At 55.1% G+C, this 17,103-nt stretch carries 16 protein-coding genes and 2 tRNA genes; 11 read left to right on the top strand and 7 right to left on the bottom strand.

The features are described from left to right. Positions 1–47: 47 nt before the first annotated feature. The 4 genes from ACRHIG_RS28525 to ACRHIG_RS28510 form a co-directional block, all read right to left on the bottom strand. Positions 48–123: transfer RNA gene (locus tag ACRHIG_RS28525), tRNA-His, on the bottom strand. Positions 124–256: 133 nt separating this feature from the next. Continuing rightward, on the bottom strand, positions 257–1,102 hold the full coding sequence (gene murI / locus ACRHIG_RS28520; protein WP_489628693.1) for a glutamate racemase: 846 nt from the start codon (positions 1,100–1,102) through the stop codon (positions 257–259). 67 nt (positions 1,103–1,169) lie between these two features. Continuing rightward, complete coding sequence (locus ACRHIG_RS28515; protein ID WP_086144995.1) at positions 1,170–2,711, bottom strand: fumarate hydratase; 1,542 nt, start codon at positions 2,709–2,711, stop codon at positions 1,170–1,172. A gap of 114 nt (positions 2,712–2,825) precedes the next feature. After that, entirely contained in the window at positions 2,826–3,443 is a 618-nt protein-coding gene (locus tag ACRHIG_RS28510) for a YqhA family protein (protein ID WP_035825234.1), read from the bottom strand. A gap of 308 nt (positions 3,444–3,751) precedes the next feature. Here ACRHIG_RS28510 and acs point away from each other — a divergent pair, with 308 nt between their 5' ends. The 10 genes from acs to ACRHIG_RS28460 all read left to right on the top strand — a co-directional run bounded on the left by acs (position 3,752) and on the right by ACRHIG_RS28460 (position 14,965). Then, positions 3,752–5,758 carry an acetate--CoA ligase gene (acs, locus tag ACRHIG_RS28505; RefSeq protein ID WP_489628692.1) on the top strand — a complete coding sequence of 669 codons (2,007 nt, stop codon included), beginning with the start codon at positions 3,752–3,754 and terminating at the stop codon, positions 5,756–5,758. Positions 5,759–5,968: 210 nt separating this feature from the next. Beyond that, positions 5,969–6,058, top strand: a tRNA-Ser gene (locus ACRHIG_RS28500). Positions 6,059–6,289: 231 nt separating this feature from the next. Next, a complete protein-coding gene (locus ACRHIG_RS28495) occupies positions 6,290–7,600 on the top strand; it encodes a tyrosine-type recombinase/integrase (protein WP_489628691.1) in 1,311 nt (436 codons plus the stop codon). After that, positions 7,593–8,231: a DUF4102 domain-containing protein gene (locus ACRHIG_RS28490; protein WP_489628690.1), complete on the top strand. Its 639-nt coding sequence runs from the start codon at positions 7,593–7,595 to the stop codon at positions 8,229–8,231. Before ACRHIG_RS28495 ends, ACRHIG_RS28490 begins: the two co-directional genes overlap by 8 nt. 999 nt (positions 8,232–9,230) lie before the next feature. Then, entirely contained in the window at positions 9,231–10,097 is an 867-nt protein-coding gene (locus tag ACRHIG_RS28485; protein ID WP_489628689.1) for a phage integrase N-terminal domain-containing protein, read from the top strand. A 137-nt stretch (positions 10,098–10,234) separates the two neighbouring features. Then, positions 10,235–10,435 (top strand): helix-turn-helix transcriptional regulator, encoded by a 201-nt coding sequence (locus ACRHIG_RS28480; RefSeq protein ID WP_034760447.1) that lies wholly within the window; start codon positions 10,235–10,237, stop codon positions 10,433–10,435. Positions 10,436–11,175: 740 nt separating this feature from the next. Then, a complete protein-coding gene (locus ACRHIG_RS28475; protein WP_489628688.1) occupies positions 11,176–13,284 on the top strand; it encodes a hypothetical protein in 2,109 nt (702 codons plus the stop codon). A gap of 444 nt (positions 13,285–13,728) precedes the next feature. Continuing rightward, positions 13,729–13,935 carry a hypothetical protein gene (locus tag ACRHIG_RS28470; protein ID WP_489628687.1) on the top strand — a complete coding sequence of 69 codons (207 nt, stop codon included), beginning with the start codon at positions 13,729–13,731 and terminating at the stop codon, positions 13,933–13,935. Beyond that, positions 13,932–14,186 (top strand): hypothetical protein, encoded by a 255-nt coding sequence (locus tag ACRHIG_RS28465; protein WP_489628686.1) that lies wholly within the window; start codon positions 13,932–13,934, stop codon positions 14,184–14,186. Before ACRHIG_RS28470 ends, ACRHIG_RS28465 begins: the two co-directional genes overlap by 4 nt. Then, on the top strand, positions 14,183–14,965 hold the full coding sequence (locus tag ACRHIG_RS28460) for a hypothetical protein (RefSeq protein ID WP_489628685.1): 783 nt from the start codon (positions 14,183–14,185) through the stop codon (positions 14,963–14,965). Before ACRHIG_RS28465 ends, ACRHIG_RS28460 begins: the two co-directional genes overlap by 4 nt. Before the next feature lie 44 nt (positions 14,966–15,009). Here ACRHIG_RS28460 and ACRHIG_RS28455 read toward each other — a convergent pair whose 3' ends face one another. The 3 genes from ACRHIG_RS28455 to ACRHIG_RS28445 form a co-directional block, all read right to left on the bottom strand. Continuing rightward, the gene (locus ACRHIG_RS28455) at positions 15,010–15,342 is read right to left on the bottom strand and encodes a hypothetical protein (protein ID WP_489628684.1); all 333 of its coding nucleotides are present in this window, start codon (positions 15,340–15,342) and stop codon (positions 15,010–15,012) included. 195 nt (positions 15,343–15,537) lie between these two features. Then, positions 15,538–15,831 (bottom strand): hypothetical protein, encoded by a 294-nt coding sequence (locus ACRHIG_RS28450; protein ID WP_489628683.1) that lies wholly within the window; start codon positions 15,829–15,831, stop codon positions 15,538–15,540. Next, on the bottom strand, positions 15,828–16,289 hold the full coding sequence (locus ACRHIG_RS28445; RefSeq protein WP_489628682.1) for a hypothetical protein: 462 nt from the start codon (positions 16,287–16,289) through the stop codon (positions 15,828–15,830). The genes ACRHIG_RS28450 and ACRHIG_RS28445 overlap by 4 nt, the downstream gene beginning before the upstream one ends. On the opposite strand from ACRHIG_RS28445, the gene ACRHIG_RS28440 reads away from it, so the two are divergent. Further along, positions 16,279–16,665 (top strand): helix-turn-helix domain-containing protein, encoded by a 387-nt coding sequence (locus ACRHIG_RS28440; protein ID WP_489628681.1) that lies wholly within the window; start codon positions 16,279–16,281, stop codon positions 16,663–16,665. The genes ACRHIG_RS28445 and ACRHIG_RS28440 overlap by 11 nt on opposite strands. Positions 16,666–17,103: the final 438 nt, after the last annotated feature.

Below are 17,103 nucleotides of genomic sequence, written 5' to 3'. Positions count from 1 at the left end.
GGTTACAAGCCGAAGCGTGTAACCCTTTGATTTTCCTACTTATTCTGTGGGGTGGCTGATGGGGCTCGAACCCACGACAACAGGAATCACAATCCTGGACTCTACCAACTGAGCTACAGCCACCACTGTCTTACTTGCCTGTTTAGCTGTTTTGCTGAACAGGTGCCGAATTATACAAAGAACTCGGCAAAGTGGCAAATCTAAATGCAGTCTTTTTTATAGAATCGAAAGATTGCATGAAAACGCCTGTTTTCGCTCACACGGACAGGTGCGCGACGGGCGGCTGCAAGTCCAGCAAACCGGAGAAGGCTTGCGCCAGGGACTCGACCTTGGCCGTCGTGTAACCTTGCAGCTGGGGCGCATCGTTGCCGGTGCGGCGCAGGCTGGCCGCGTCGAGCAAACGGGCCAGCTGGCGCGCCACGGCGTCGCCCGTGTCGACCAGGGTGATCGTTTCCTGCGTGTGCGCGCGTACCGTGCGCACGATGGCGTCCTGCACGAAGGGGTAGTGCGTGCAGCCGAGCACCAGGGTGTCGACACCTTGTTCCAGCATGGGGGCGATGTAGCGTTCCAGCATGGCGCTGGTGGCATCCAACGGGCCGTGGCCCAGTTCGCACTGCTCGATGCGGTCGGCCAGGCCTATGCAGGGCTGCAAGATGAACGTGGCGCCCGTGGCGGCGCTCACCTGCTCGCGCAGGGCCAGCAGCTTGTCGCCGCGCAAGGCGCGTTCCGTTGCCAGCACGGCGATCTTGCCGTTGCGGCTGATGCTGGCCGCCGGTTTCAAGCCTGGTTCGACGCCGACGATGGGCAGGTCGGGATAGCGCGCGCGCAGGGCCTTGATGGCGGCGATGGTGGCCGTGTTGCACGCCACCACCAGTGCCTTGGCGCCTTGCTGCAATAGAAAGGCGGTGATCGCCAGCGAACGGTCGACCACCTGCTGTTCCGTCTTGTCGCCATACGGGGCGTAGGCGGAATCGGCAAAGTAAATCAAATCTTCCTGCGGCAGCTGCGCGCGGATATGGCGCAGCACCGACAGGCCGCCCACGCCGGAGTCAAAAATGCCGATGGGCGCGTCTGGACGGGCAGTGCTTGCAATAGAAGTCATATAAAGCCGAAGAAGATAAAAAAACGCCGCGCTGGTGTTGCCGCGCGGCGTCTATGGTAGAGCTTGTTTAAGCAACCGTCACGGGAATCTTGCTGACGCTATTGAGTTGCTCGATCTTCGCCTGCCATTCTTTCGGGCCCGTGTTGTGCACCGATGTACCCTTCGCATCGACGGCCACCGTCACCGGCATGTCGACCACGTCGAATTCGTAGATCGCTTCCATGCCCATGTCGGCAAAGCCCAGCACCTTGGCGTGCTTGATGGCTTTCGACACCAGGTAGGCGGCGCCGCCCACGGCCATCAAATAGGCCGACTGGTGCTTCTGGATCGATTCGATGGCGACCGGGCCACGTTCGGCCTTGCCGATCATGGCGATCAGGCCCGTCTTTTCCAGCATCATGTCGGTGAACTTGTCCATGCGCGTGGCGGTCGTCGGACCGGCCGGGCCGACGGCTTCGTCGCGCACCGGGTCGACGGGACCCACATAGTAGATCACGCGGTTCTTGAAATCGACCGGCAATTCTTCGCCCTTGGCCAGCATGTCCTGGATGCGCTTGTGCGCGGCGTCGCGGCCCGTCAGCATCTTGCCATTCAACAGCAAGGTCTGGCCCGGCGTCCACGAAGCGACTTCTTCCTTCGTCAGGGTGTTCAGGTCGACGCGCTTGGATTTTTCCGTGTCCGGCGTCCAGTGCACTTCCGGCCACGACGACAGCGATGGCGGCGTCATGTAGGCCGGGCCGGAGCCATCCAGCACGAAGTGGCCGTGGCGCGTGGCGGCGCAGTTCGGGATCATGGCGACCGGCTTCGACGCGGCGTGCGTCGGGTGCATCATGATTTTCACGTCGAGCACGGTCGTCAGGCCACCCAGGCCTTGCGCGCCGATACCCAGCGAGTTGATCTTGTCGCACAGCTCGATGCGCAATTCTTCCAGTTTATTTTGCGGGCCGCGTTGTTTCAGCTCAAACATGTCGATGTCTTCCATCAACACTTCCTTGGCCATCAGCATGGCTTTTTCGGCCGTGCCGCCGATGCCGATGCCCAGCATGCCAGGCGGGCACCAGCCGGCGCCCATGGTCGGCACCGTCTTCATGACCCAGTCCACCAGCGAATCGGACGGGTTCATCATGATCATCTTCGATTTGTTTTCCGAGCCGCCGCCCTTGGCTGCCACTTTCACGTCGACGGTATTGCCTTCGACCAGTTCCATGTGCACCACGGCTGGCGTGTTGTCCTTGGTGTTCTTGCGGTCGAAATGCGGATCGGCCACGATGGAGGCGCGCAGCTTGTTGTCGTCGAAGTTGTAGGCGCGGCGCACGCCTTCATTGACGGCGTCGGTGACGGTGCCGCTGAAACCTTCGAAGCGCACGCCCATGCCGATTTTCAGGAAGACGTTGACGATACCCGTGTCCTGGCAGATAGGACGCTTGCCTTCCGCGCACATGCGCGAGTTGGTCAGGATTTGCGCGATCGCATCTTTTGCCGCCGGGCTTTGCTCGGCCGCGTAGGCGCGCGCCAGGTGCTCGATGTAATCAGCAGGGTGGTAGTAGCTAATGTACTGCAACGCTGCGGCGACGGATTCGATCAGGTCTTCTTGCTTTATGACAGTCATGGTGTTCTCGCGGTGGATAAGAAGGGTAAGACTTTTACTAATTAATAGTTACTGGTTGCGGCATCGAAAATGACAAAGCCCATGGCCGCCGCTGGCAGTCATGGGCTTCTTTCTTTAGTGTGGCGCTCTTGCTTGATTCTGGGTCACGGTCATGATGCGGTCGGTGTACGCAATGGCCATGGCCGAAATGATGAAGACCATGTGGATCACCGTTTGCGCAATGATCACTTCCATCTTGTAGGAATTGGCATTGATAAACGTCTTCAACAGGTGGATCGACGAGATGCCGATGATGGCCATCGCCAATTTCGTCTTCAGCACGGAAGCATTCACATGCGACAACCATTCCGGCTGGTCTGGGTGGTCATCGAGGTGCATGCGCGAAACGAAGGTTTCGTAGCCGCCAATAATGACCATGATCAGCAGGTTCGAAATCATGACCACGTCGATCAGGCCTAATACCACCAGCATGATGGTGGCTTCATTGAGCTTGGTCGGCAGGGCGCTACCCGGTACGGCGACGGCCGTCAGCACGTGCTGCAGGGCCGCGTCATTGCCGAACACGGCACCGATCAGGTCGGACAATTCCACCCAGAAATGGAAGACATACACGCATTGTGCGAGGATCAGGCCCAGGTATAGCGGCAACTGCAGCCAGCGCGACATGAAGATGAAGGAGGACAGCGGGTGCAGCTTGGTATGTTTGGATGACGGTGGTAGGTGGTCGATCATGTGGGGTTTCCTGGGGGAGTAAATACCAATTTTTGGTATGCCCGACATTTTACACTTGCTGCTGATTACTGCGCATGGCCTTGCTCCTGATTATTAGGTTTGATGAAACAGGAAGTGGTATTGAACCTTCGGTGCAGCATGCATTTTCCCAGTGAAAATACTGTACGGCGTCCCCTTGACTCCCATTGCCGAAGGCGCTTATGGTTAGCCTTGATAGGGGTAAAACGCTGCATAAACGCGACATGTAAGGCGTCCGTAAGACACGGGGTCTATCGTGTTGGCAAACAATTACTACACTGGAGACAAGCATGAGCGCTACAGAAAACCAAGGGCAGGGCACGGAACAGCAGGGACCGGAGGAGTCGCGCGTCTTTGAACCGTCGGCAGCGTTTGCCGCACAGGCAACGATTTCCGGCATGGACGCCTACCGCGCCATGGTGGCCGACGCCGAACGCGACTACGAAGGCTTTTGGGCCAAGCTGGCGCGCGAGAACCTGAGCTGGAAAAAGCCGTTCACCCGCACCTTGAATGAAGACAACGCCCCGTTCTACAAATGGTTCGAAGACGGCCAGCTGAACGTGTCGTACAACTGCCTGGACCGCAACATCGAAAATGGCCTGGGCGACAAGACGGCCATCATCTTCGAAGCGGACGACGGCACCGTTACCAAGGCAACCTATAAAGAACTGCACGAAAAGGTCTGCAAGTTCGCCAACGGCCTGAAAGCCAAGGGCATCGCCAAGGGCGACCGCGTCATCATCTATATGTCGATGTCCGTCGAAGGCGTGGCCGCCATGCAAGCCTGCGCGCGCATCGGCGCCACCCATTCCGTCGTGTTCGGCGGCTTTTCGGCAAAATCCTTGCAGGAACGCATCATCGACGCGGGTGCCGTGGCCGTCATCACGGGCGACGAGCAATTACGCGGCGGCAAGAAGCTGCCATTGAAATCCATCGTCGACGAAGCGCTGGCGCTGGGCGGCTGCGACTCCGTGAAAAACGTCATCGTGTATCAACGCACAGGCAGCGACCTGCCGATGGTGGCCGGCCGCGACACGTGGCTGCACGACCTGGTCGAAGGCCAGAGCGCGCAATGCGAACCGGAATGGGTCGATGCCGAGCATCCACTGTTCATCCTCTACACCTCGGGTTCCACCGGCACGCCGAAGGGCGTGCAGCATTCGAGCGGCGGCTACCTGCTGTGGGCCGCGCTGACGATGAAATGGAGTTTCGACATCAAGCCGGACGACGTGTTCTGGTGCACGGCCGACATCGGCTGGGTGACGGGCCACAGCTACATCGCGTACGGCCCGATGGCCGTGGGCGCCACGCAAGTGGTGTTCGAAGGCATCCCGACCTACCCGAACGCGGGCCGTTTCTGGGAAACCATCAAGAAGCATAACGTCAGCATTTTCTACACGGCGCCAACGGCCATCCGTTCGCTGATCAAGGCAGCCGACGTCGACCCGAAAGTCCACCCAAGCAACTACGACCTGACGAGCTTGCGCCTGCTGGGCACGGTTGGCGAGCCGATCAATCCGGAAGCGTGGATGTGGTACTACAAGAATATTGGCGGCGAGAAGTGCCCGATCGTCGACACCTTCTGGCAAACGGAAACGGGCGGCCACATGATCACGCCGTTGCCGGGCGCCACGCCGATGGTCCCCGGTTCCTGCACCCTGCCATTGCCGGGCATCATGGCCGCCATCGTCGACGAAGCGGGCCAGGACGTGCCGAACGGCCAGGGCGGCATTTTGGTCGTAAAACGCCCATGGCCATCGATGATCCGCACGATCTGGAACAACCCAGAGCGTTTCAAGTCCAGCTATTTCCCGGAAGAACTGGGCGGCAAGATGTACCTGGCAGGCGACGGTGCCATCCGCAACAAGGACACGGGCTACTTCACCATCACCGGCCGCATCGATGACGTCTTGAACGTATCGGGCCACCGCATGGGCACGATGGAAATCGAATCGGCCCTGGTGGCCAACCCGCTGGTGGCCGAAGCGGCCGTGGTGGGCCGTCCGGACGACACGACAGGCGAATCGATCTGCGCCTTCGTGGTGCTGAAGCAGGCGCGTCCGACAGGCGAGGAAGCGAAGAAACTGGCCCTGGAGCTGCGCAACTGGGTCGGCAAGGAAATCGGCCCGATTGCGAAACCGAAGGAAATCCGTTTCGGCGACAACCTGCCAAAAACCCGCTCCGGCAAAATCATGCGCCGCCTGCTGCGCGTGCTGGCCAAGGGCGAGACGATCACGCAAGACGTGTCGACGCTGGAAAACCCGGCGATTCTGGAGCAGCTGAAGGAAGCGTCTTAACAAGGTCAGTCCTTTCGGGATCGGCCTGTGCACCACTGGGGCGCAGGTCCATTCAGGGGCCGACCCCAGCCCTTACCGGCTTGCTGTACCGCGCTACTTTTACCCCAGGGTAAATAACTTTGGCAGTCCGTAGAATCTTTGCTATAATCTGCGGCTTCGCGACAAGCGAGAAATAGTACGCAATGCGAGCAAGTCGACGCATTGCCTGCAGGAGAGGTGGATGAGTGGTTGAAGTCGCACGCCTGGAAAGCGTGTATAGGTTCATAGCCTATCGGGGGTTCGAATCCCCTCTCTCCGCCACGGATAGTAATTAAGTAAGATCAGGACGTCTCAGGAAGTCCCTCAAAAACCGCTTAGAGCCTTGATTCTAAGCGGTTTTTTCGTTTTTCGGCGTCTCGGGATGTGCCAAGGCATTTCAGGATATCCAACTTTTTTGAGGGAATGCGTCGGGCCGGATTCCCCCATCCTTGACTACCATTCCCGCATAACTGTCCTATAGTGGTTCCAGACGCATTTGCGAAGGAGACCACCATGGCAAAGCTCATCGTACCGCTGTCCGAACTCCAGGTCAAAAATGCCAAACCAAAGGAAAAACCATACAAGCTGTCCGACGGCGGCGGCCTGTTCGTGGAAGTCATGCCGAGCGGGTCCCGCATCTGGCGCTGGAAGTTTCGCCAGGCCAACGGCAAGGAGAACGCACTGACGTTTGGTCCTTACCCGGAAATTACGTTGCAGGATGCGCGTGAAAAGCGCTTGGCTGCGCGGCGCCTGATGCTGCAAGGGATCGACCCGGCCAAGCATCGCGACGACGCCAAGCGGCTGTTGAAAGAGCGCGCCGCCAACACATTTGAAAAGATCGCCCGCGAGTGGCACGCCAACAAGGTGCCGACCTGGAGCGAGCGCACCGCCAAGAACGTCCTGCAACGGCTGGAGGCAGATATCTTCCCGGCCATTGGCCGCAGGCCCATCGATGAACTCAAGCACCTCGATGTAATCGCTGCACTGCGCAAGATCGAGGAGCGCGGCGCAAGCGAAATCGCCCATCGCCAGAAAGCGGTATGTGCGTCAATTTTCAGCTACGCGATTCAATGCGGATTCACAGAGAGTAATCTGGTCTCCGATATGAAGGATGTGTTGAAGACCGTCCGCGCCGGACACTTCGCCGCTATCAACGCCGACGAACTACCGCAGTTTCTGGCCATTCTGGACCGCAACGAAGCACGCATGTTCGCGCCGACCCGCATTGCGCTGCGTCTGATGCTGCTGTGCTTTGTACGCACCAGCGAGTTGATCGAGACACCCTGGAGTGAAATTGACCTGGAGCGCGGTGAGTGGATCATTCCATGGCAACGCATGAAGCGTGGCAAGCTGACCGTCAATCCGGATATGACCAACCATCACGTATGCCTGTCGCGCCAGGCGCTGGAGCTGTTGCGTGAACTGCATGCGATCACGGGCCGCAGCAAGTATCTGTTCCCGAATCAGCGCGACCACGAAAAGCCGATCAGCAATAACACGATACTGGTGGCGCTTGGACGCATGGGATACAAGGGCAAGATGACCGGCCATGGCTTCCGGGCGCTGGCCATGAGCACCATCAAGGAGCGCCTGGGCTACCGGCATGAAGTCGTGGACCGGCAACTGGCACATGCACCAAAGGATAAGGTGGCCAGCGCCTATGACCGCGCCCAGTTCCTGGCGGAGCGGCGCCGGATGATGCAGGATTGGGCCGACTATATCGATGCCGTCAGCGGCAAGGGAGCGCCGCCGCAGACGCCCAGATTAACGCTGGTCAGCGGTGAATTCAGCCGGGATGGCGGAACAGGAGGGCACCATGTCTAAGTATGTACTGCGCCTCACGGATGCGCTTATCAAGCAAGCTGCTCCGAAGGACAAATTATATAAACTTTCCGATGGGGCTGGTCTGTACATCGAAGTGCAGCCCAGCGGCAGCAAGATCTGGCGCATGAAGTATCGCCAGCAAGGCGGTGGTGAAAGCGTTCTGACTTTTGGCCGGTATCCCGAAGTCTCCATCGCCAAAGCCCGCGAACACAGGCTTGCAGCGCATCAGATGCTGGAGCGGAAGCAGGACCCGAGCACAGAATTCAATCGAGAAAAATTGCATCCACTGCCAAAGCCTATTGCAATCGACGAAATATTCGATGAGCCGGAGTGGGGCCATGTGCAGACCAGTGTTCTGCGGGCGACCCTGCTCGCTATCCGTCACCTCGAAACCACCTTATTTCCTGCATTGGAGCGCATTTCCGTCAGTGACGCACAGCACAGTATCCAGCAAGCAGCCGTTCGGCAAATTGAACAGGACGGTTTGCAGGTCGTTTCCCGACACCTGGAGGGTGTCGCGACGGCGCTCGCTGCCAGCTATTTACGTAACGGTATGAGCATGGACCAATTGGTCAGTGCGATGAAGGAGTCAAGGCGGCGGGTACGGCGCCAGGGCGACAACATGCAGTAGCTATCGGAGCCTTTGTCCGGTCGCAATTCTGTGTACTACGAAAAGCGCACTTAACGAAACGAACCACTTGCAAACGTCGATATCAGGCATAGAATGAAGTTCTCTTATGTGGGAATCGCTCCCACGAGGGCATGCATCGAGCATGTCCCTATGCTTAGCGGCATAGGCGTTGCGGTCGTCACCCGTCACCATGATACCTAGCAGTTTCTGCTAGAGATATATATCGCTGGGCCATGCAGAAGCATGCACATCTCGGCACGATAAAGCGCTGCCTTCAGCGTTTTCATATCCCACAATCCGCAAGACGGATTGCCTGGACGATTGCGCCCGATGGGCGCTTCCTCAAACAGGAGCAAGACTCCTGCCCGATTGGTTCGCATGCCCGTGAGGTAGCGCACCGTATGAAGCACAGCATGGCTTTACCGCAAGCCGCACCGTCAGCAGAAATGCCAGCGATGCGATGCCATCGCGGCTGCCGCCAGCGCATGTGCTTCAGAGTCGCCAGTATCGTCACCGCGAGTGCGATGCTGGCGTATATACCGTCGCATGCCATGGCTGCGTGCGCGCGTCGTTACTGGCGGCGTGCTGCCAGTGACGACGCGCCGCCGACGGCATAGGCCCAGGCGGCAAGTACAGAGCATCCGCGTGACGGTGCTCAGTGACGAGGCCAGGCGCCCCGCATCGCAGGCAAGCCCTGCGATGTCCTTTGCCCGCTACGGGCTGATTAGTTGAAGTTGATCCGTGCACGATGTGCACTCCATGGACCCTGGGTGATTGGTCCCCGCTGCGGCAGCTCCCTCCGGGAGCGCGCAGCGGTGCCACACGCGCATGCGGCGCGGGCAGGCAGTAACAGCAACCGCATACACGGGAGTGGTGTCCCGAGGCCCTTGATTCAACCTTTTCTGCCGAGGCAGTGAGGGTGGCCAGAAACACTTACCAGACAGAATTACACCACGCAGCATCGATGTGCAAACCAAAGATCGAAGGGATGACTTTGCCATGCGCGACTTGAACTACCAGCTCAAGCAACTGTGTCACCGCAACCGGGATGGCAGCTTTGCGACGCAGGCCGACCGCGAGCGTCTATTAAACCTGTGCGCCAACGACCTGGCGGAACGGGGCTTCCAGCATATGAGCGTGGACAGTCTGAAACCAAAGCATGTGGCGGCGCTACTCGACAAGTGGAAACAGGATGGCGTCAGTACCGGAACGATCAAAAATCGCATGAGCGCCCTGCGCTGGTGGGCCGAGAAGATCGGCAAGGAGAACATCATCGCGCGCACCAACGGCGAATACGGCATCGCGGAGCGGGTGTTTGTCACCAACGTATCGAAGGCGAAGGTGCTGGACGCCGACACGCTGGCCCGCGTGAACGATCCGTATGCGCGCATGTCTTTGCAGCTGCAGGCAGCGTTTGGACTACGGCGCGAGGAAAGCATCAAGATCAAGCCGGGATGGGCTGATGGCGGGAGCGTCTTGCGGCTGCGGGATAGCTGGACCAAGGGCGGCAAATACCGGGAGGTGCCGATTGCCACCATGCAGCAGCGCGCCGTGCTGGAAGCGGCCAAGGCGCTGGCGGGCAAAGGTAGCTTGATTCCGGCGCAGTTGCGCTATCGGGACCAGTTGAACCGCTTTCGTGCGCAGTGCGACAAGGCTGGCATCCATGGCGTGCATGGGCTGCGCCATGAGTACGCGCAGCGGCGCTACACCGAGTTGACTGGCCGACTTTGTCCAGCCTGTGGCGGCCCGACGTCCAGACAGTTGGATGCTTCACAAAAACTCGCAGATCAAGCAGCGCGGTTGAAGATTTCGACGGAGATGGGGCATGGGCGTGAGCAGGTCACTTCCATCTACCTGGGGAGATGACCGCTCACTTGTATCAGGGCCGTAGCGAATGGAACAGAAGAGTTGCAAAGGAGTGCAGCCTTGGCGCTGCCGGAATGATCGCGGAGAGTCGGCATGACTCTCCATTGTTTGCTGTTCATCAATCGAAGGAGAATCTTATGACCACGACTAAAAAATTCCTCCGCTTGCCTGCAGTAATCGAGGCCACCGGCTGGTCCCGTGCCACAATCTGGCGCAAGGTGAAGGCAGGCGTGTTGCCAGCGCCGATTCCTATCGGCCCCAAGTCCATCGCCTGGGACGCAGAGGAAATCGCTCAATGGCAGCAGCGCTGCATTGACGCTAGGCGTGGAGTCGCTTGAGTGGGAGTTAACAGTGGCTGGATTAGAAGTCCCCCACCCCGTAAGACGTCAGGGGTGGGCCTATCGGCTCTATCCGAATCGTCCAACTGCTACCGCTGCGCGGTAGCGCCGCGCGCCTGTGGCGCGCGTTCGTGGTTCTAATTAGGTATCGACTAAGCATGCTTTTACGGCGGCCAATGCATCAGTCCGTGTCCGAAAGGCAGACCTGACCCTGGCTCCCCGTATTACCGCAGATCTACCGTGCTAGTTTCGGCATACATTCCTGCTAAATCTGCTCTCGTACCTGCAAAAAAATGGTTCGGTCGAAATTGCGTCCGATGATTTTAGTGGTTCAGTCGCTGCGCGAAGTGGGGCAGGATAGGTGAAGTTAGCTAACTGGCGGTGCCGGTCAGCTAGCTTCACTCCTGCCTTATTCGCACTTTGTGCTCAACGGAACAGAGTTACGGCAAGAACCGTTAGACGCCATGTGAAAAGTTATGCTTAGTAGAAATAGAATTTTCGCTTTAAGCCTGTATCCATTGCGAAAAGATTTTCATAGACAAAATGCTGGTATTTGTCCATAGTTGCGATGAAACCTTGTCATTGGGCTGTACGATCTTGATCGATCACATGGCTGCGGGTAAAGTGCAACAGACAATCAGTGTTGAATTGTGTTTTACTGTATCTGCTACGATGCTAGGGGTGCCAACCTTTTTCCCATATTTTATGCTTTTTAAATTGTACTTCGACGAAAAGACGAAATGAACGTCCCAATTCCAGTGCCGACCTCGAAGAAAGTAAATTTTCCAATTTTGGATCATATTCGCGTTGACGGATATTTGTTGTATCCAGGGACAGAACAAAATCCTGGGCTTAATCATTCTTTTCTTTCAGGAATGAACGTAATTGTTGGCATCAATGGCGTTGGGAAAACCACGCTTCTAAACATTCTTTTTAGAATGCTGGCGGGTGACAAAGATTTGCGGGATGGGCAGGAGTTAGGTGACTCGAAGAGAACCTTGCGAACTGTTGATTCCGATATTTTCGCGGTGCGCGTGCCGGATCGAGCAAAGAGCGCCACCGCGACCTTAAAATTCCGTTTGGGCGTTCACACGATTGAAATAAAGAGATCGTTGAAGAACTTAGAGTTACTTGAATTTACGGTTGATCCTCCTGATCCACAATCCCAACGGCTCGACGATTTAGGCGATACCTACAAGGCTGTAATCAGTCGATTGGCAGGGCTTGATGATTTTTATGACTTCGTGCTGATACTTCGCTATTTGGTATTTTTCTTAGAAGACCGTCGTACGCTGATTTGGGACAAAGGGGCACAGACTGAGGTATTTCGTGTCTTGTTTTTCCCAGATAGTGTTGATCATAATTACAAGGACTCGCTAAACAATGCGTTGTCTGCAGATAGCTCTGCCCGAAATATTCAGGCAATCCTTACTAAAGAGAGAAAACGCTTCGACAAAGCAATAGTGGAGAACGCAAAGGCACAGCCAGAAGAGTTGGCATTGCTTCAGGCTGCGGCAAACGAGCTTGAGCGTTCACTTGAGGACCAAACAAATAAGGCATCGGACTACGACAAGCAGAGGCGAACGCTTCGGCAATCGTTGGAACAAAACCGTAATGACGCTGAACGCCTTCTCCAAGAGGAAAGGGCTCTGCGAGAAGAGTTGATCGCCGGAATTTTTCCGAAAATGGATGACTATAGTGCGTTCATTCTGTCGAATATTCAGTCTGGGCGAGGGTGCATTGTCTGCGGCAATAAGGATGCAGCGCGCTTAGCTGAGGCGCGGAAGAAGCTTGAGGAGTCGTTAGATTGCCCTATCTGTTCTGCTGATATCTCGCACCAAGAAGCGAATCCATACGTCGAAGAATCCGTTGACGGGAAAGAGCGCCTAAATTTCCTCTCCCAAGAACGCAAGAAATATCTCAGCGGGGAACAGGCATTGCTCGTTGAAATTAAGCAGGTAAGTTTGAAGTTCATTGGAGCAGAGGAATCTCGCTGGCGTCTCGAAGGTGAGTTGAACGGCCTGAAAACGAAAATTCGAATCGCCAGATCGTACTTGGATAAGAACACGCCCTCTAATCTGCAGGATTTCAGCGAACGCCTCAAGGCATTGGCAGAAACGGTCGAAGATTATAAGTACGAAAAGAACGACGCTCTCGTAAAGATCAAGACGATCGTAGATGCATTGTCTACAAACGTCGAAGGGTTCAAGGATGAATTGATTGAAAAATTTGGTGTGTTTATCGAAGCTTTCCTCGCAGAACGCTGCGAACTAACTCACCGCACTGAGCCTCGAAATATTGGACAAATGTCATCCTCAATAGAGCTCCTGTTCCCCGAGTTTCATGTCAACATGACTTCCGGCGTGTATAGACAGAGCGGCACTCCACGAGAAGGTGCGCACACGGTCTCTGAATCGCAGATGGAATTCATCGAATTGGCTTTTCGCATGGGAATCTTGGCCATAGCTGCTAGTGATACCGCTGCGACGATTGTGATGGAAACGCCAGAGGCGAGCTTGGATGCTGTCTTCATCCCTCGTGCTGGCCATGCGCTAAATAGCTTTGCCAAGTCGGCGACTCGTCTAGAGAGTACGTTAATAACGTCATCAAATCTAAATGGAAGTCAGATGATCCCTGCACTTCTTGGTTTGGTATCGCCGCCATCCGAATCCTCTACGTCCAGCAGTGTCGGACTGACATGGAATAGCATGCCCATGGAAGAAAGATATGACCGAGTCCTTAATCTCCTTGAATACGCCGCAGAAAATGCTGCGCTCCATAAATTTTCACAGGAATACAAGGCACGTCTTGATGAGGCAATTATGACTCTAGAGACGGAAGATGCGTAACGTGCCCACAGCGCCTAGCGGAGAAGGCGCGAATTTTCGCCGCTTTTGGATTCTTGCAGTCCTGTCGGGAGTCGAACGTGGAGGGGCAAGTCCAATTGGACTACGACACTTCAATTTGATGGCGTACTTCGCGAATTCAGTCTCGCGTTGCTACGACATTGAACCGTTGGATCCGACCGTGTTAAAGGAGCGAGGTGGCCCACTTTATCCGCAGTTGATGTGGGATCTTGATAGGCTAGTTGGAATGCGACTTGTCCGGGTTGTGAATTTGGTCATCGCATCCGAAGGCGGAGCGAGACATGTTTCATATGCGATTACGTTGGGGGGCTGAACCACTTGAAGGCATGTACCGAGCTTTCCGATGAAATGAAGCTTATAACAAGTTCTTTGACTAGTGCGGCGCAAGCCTATTGCAGAGCCCGTCGAGGAATTAGCGTTGAGAGCATGCAAACGAAAGATGCAAATATTTCTGATCCCAAGTTTGGGAATGGCGACATTGTTGACTTTGGCGAATGGGACAATTACAACGCCACTGCAAATGCGGTCGATTTCGTAAAGAGTTCTGTTGAACCTCCTTTTGAGGAGAACACGAACATTGCGGTGAACCTGTACGCGCAGTATCTTGCGAAGGCAGCGGAGGTCGCTCTATGACTAACATCAGCGCCAAAGGGACGCTGGGTGGAGCGAATCTTACTGAGTTAGCCAAAATCAGCGCAAAGGCATTTCAGGTTGTAGATGAAAACGACATTGCTCCATTTGAGCTTGACTGGCACGAGGTTTTTGATCGCTGGGGAGCCGGTGCTTCACCTGCGGTCCAAGGCTCGTTAGTTTTGATTTTTTGGATACCGCACAGGTCGTCGGCAGCTCGCTTGGCTGTGAGACTATCTATCAATTTGGTATGAAGGATGTAGCCGAGCCCGGCGTTTACCTCGTCAGTAAGTCTGCGACTGGAAATGCGTGGCGCATTCCTGGCTCTAGTGCAGATCATCAGGAGAACTGCTCCAAGATTAGCGCGAGTGGACTGGCGGACCAAGTTGCTGTCGTTCTTGGTGTGCGGACCGGTCATTTCTTAGTACTGCCGGCGGGAATTGATGGAACCAGCTGGTCTGTAAATTTGAACTGTGTCAGTCCAACGTTGGATGACGCAATCCTCACCGAGCACTTGAATGTTTTTGCTGTTGAAAATTTGAACTCTGCTGAGACCCGGAGCGACCTTTGGATTGATGCATCGCAATGGATTCCGAAGGAGCAGGCTGAACGGATAATTCAGAAGCTGCTTTTGGTAGGCCTACGCACCGCGCTTACTAAGCATTCGGTAATTCCAGAACCATCAACAGCGATCGGGCGCTTAGATCTCCTCGTATTGAGTAAAGACCCGTCCGATCCTGATCGTTATGTTCTTGAGCTGAAGGCCGTCCGTTCGCACACATCGACAGGCACTGCAGTGACTGCTTCAGCCATGGTGACTCATCTCAGTGATGGTGTAGACCAGGCGGATCAATACCGCAAAAAGGTCGGCGGAAAGTCCGCATACCTTTGCGTTTACGATATGAGGCGAGTGAAGGGCGGGGACGTAATCGAAAAGACCAAGCCAAAATGCGCCAATACGGACGTACGTCTCCGAGTTTTTGACGTACACAATGCATCGAAAACCGCCCGAAAAGCGGCCGCTACGGCATGAAGGAATGGTCTAGAATTCGAGTCCAGGGCTTGTATGGCCTGGACTCAGCGGCCCAAGACAACGAGGGACTCCGCCAGTGTTTTGCTAGCGCGTCCTTGTTGAGTGGAAGAGCGCATTGAGCGTGCGGCGCTGCTGCTGATCTCCCGCAGTTTCAACGTTTGACCAAGTTCGCTTAAAATCTTTGGGACATCAATGAGGACGTTTGCGTACGACGAATTCCCCACCACCATTGCGATCTGTCCGTCTGGAGATAGTTTTCGCTCGCATTCCTGCATCAACGTACGCATATCGCAGAAATAGCTGTTTACCATGTCAGGTAAATTCTTATTCCAAAGCTCGCCTTTCACGTCATTCAATTTCTCAAGCGTTTTTTCCAAAGTCAAACTTTGTAAGACTTCGCCTTTACTCGCCCAAGCACATTGAACATGAGAGCGTAGAGTCGACTGGCGAAGCTGAGCATTATCGTCAGCAGTCGTCAAGTATCCTAGAATCCACAGTTCAATATTGTAGATATCGGTGTAGTCAAACGAGTTAGGATAGGGGAGAGAATAGTACGAGATCGACAGGTCCCTCTACGAGTGGAATTTTTTACGTGCATCGCCGCGCAATAAAGTGAACTCTGATCGACGCACTCTAGCATGGCGATAAATGTCTTCAATGACACGCTGCATTGCTTCGACAAAAGCGTCTTTCACATCCTCTGCTTGAACGTCCCTCGACTGCCAGTTGCCGCGGTAGCGCCTGCCTTTGCCATCGATTCGTACATTGCTGACTTCAATCAAAACTGATGCCAGAGCCACCTTAAACAGCCGTCTAGCAGTTTTATCTACACAGCTGTTAATCGAAAGGCGGAATGCTTCAATCATGCAAATGACTTCTTGAGAAAAATCCATCGACTCTTCACCCCAGGTTCAACGAACGTAGGTGGAAGCCGTGCTTTTAGGCTTTCAACGTCAATGTCCATTTTCTCTGCACGACGAAGGATTCTAGACGCGAGTGACGGTAGATCGATATCTTGGTAGTCTGAAAGCTTCGCTTCGATCAGGTCGGCTAAGAACGGATTTACCTCTACTAAGGTCGAGGGGATGCCAAGAAACTGAGCGACAACCCCAGTCGTGCCTGAGCCCCCACAACAATCCAAAATCTGCGTAGGGCGACGCGGCATCGCGTCGATAACCGATTCCACGAGGCTGGGCGAAAAAGCTTCCTTGAACTTGAACCAACGTTGAAATGCCAGTTCTTCCGATCCGCGATAAGTAGTTGGAGCCGAACTGCTCCAATCTTTTGTCCACGCATCGAAGGCGCTTTCAGTTGTGTTCAGCATAAATTTCCCAGTTGAAAAGCTTCGTACGATTGTATATTATGCGCATAATATGTCAACAATTCTTTCCTCCTCTGATATGCTCCAACTGAAAGAAATTTTCAGGCTGGAAGGACTTCGTCAAGAAGAAGTGGCACGAGAAATTGGGATATCTCAAGAGCAGCTTTGTCGCATTTTAAATGGTAAGGTGAGAGGGCGATCTGGGGCAGCGCAGAAATTATTTGACAAATATGCGCATAAATTGCGCGTAACCACGACCGTCTCCCAATGCCGAGACGACATTGTGGCCGCTGCGCTAGAGCTTTGGGACGGCGAGATTGCTACGGCTGAACCACTCGTTGCCTTTTTGCGAACTGCTAAAATCTTAAGTAAGGCGTAGCTGTCCAGTCCTGTTTGATCATAAACGCGCTCTACGAATAGGTCCGGCTTCTTTTTCTGCCACTCCTTGAGCGTCTGGATGGGCGTTTTAACGCCGATGGTGAAAGCCGCGTAAAATGCAGGCTTCGCGGGTCTAGCTAAATGGTAGAGCAGAAGCTTCCCAAGCAGCTGATGGATATGTCAGAAGGGGGACGTTTTGGGATACATGGAAATTTCAAATTGCCATAATCTAGGATATATGTGGGTTCTGAGCTAGGATGTGAATCCCCCTCTCTCCGCCATAGACACAAAAGCAAAAGGCCACCTTCGGGTGGCCTTTTTGTTTTTGTGCCCGGCGGAGAGAAGCACGCCCCTGCGGGGCGTGCGCGGGGATTCGAAGGGTCAGCCTACCGGCCCGGCCCTCTCCGAATCGACCAACTGCTGCCGCTGCGCGGCAGCC

The sequence above is a fragment of the Janthinobacterium sp. C22 genome (assembly GCF_057919405.1).
Note: the sequence above shows the minus strand (reverse complement) of the source record. Positions and strands in the feature narration are given on the sequence as shown.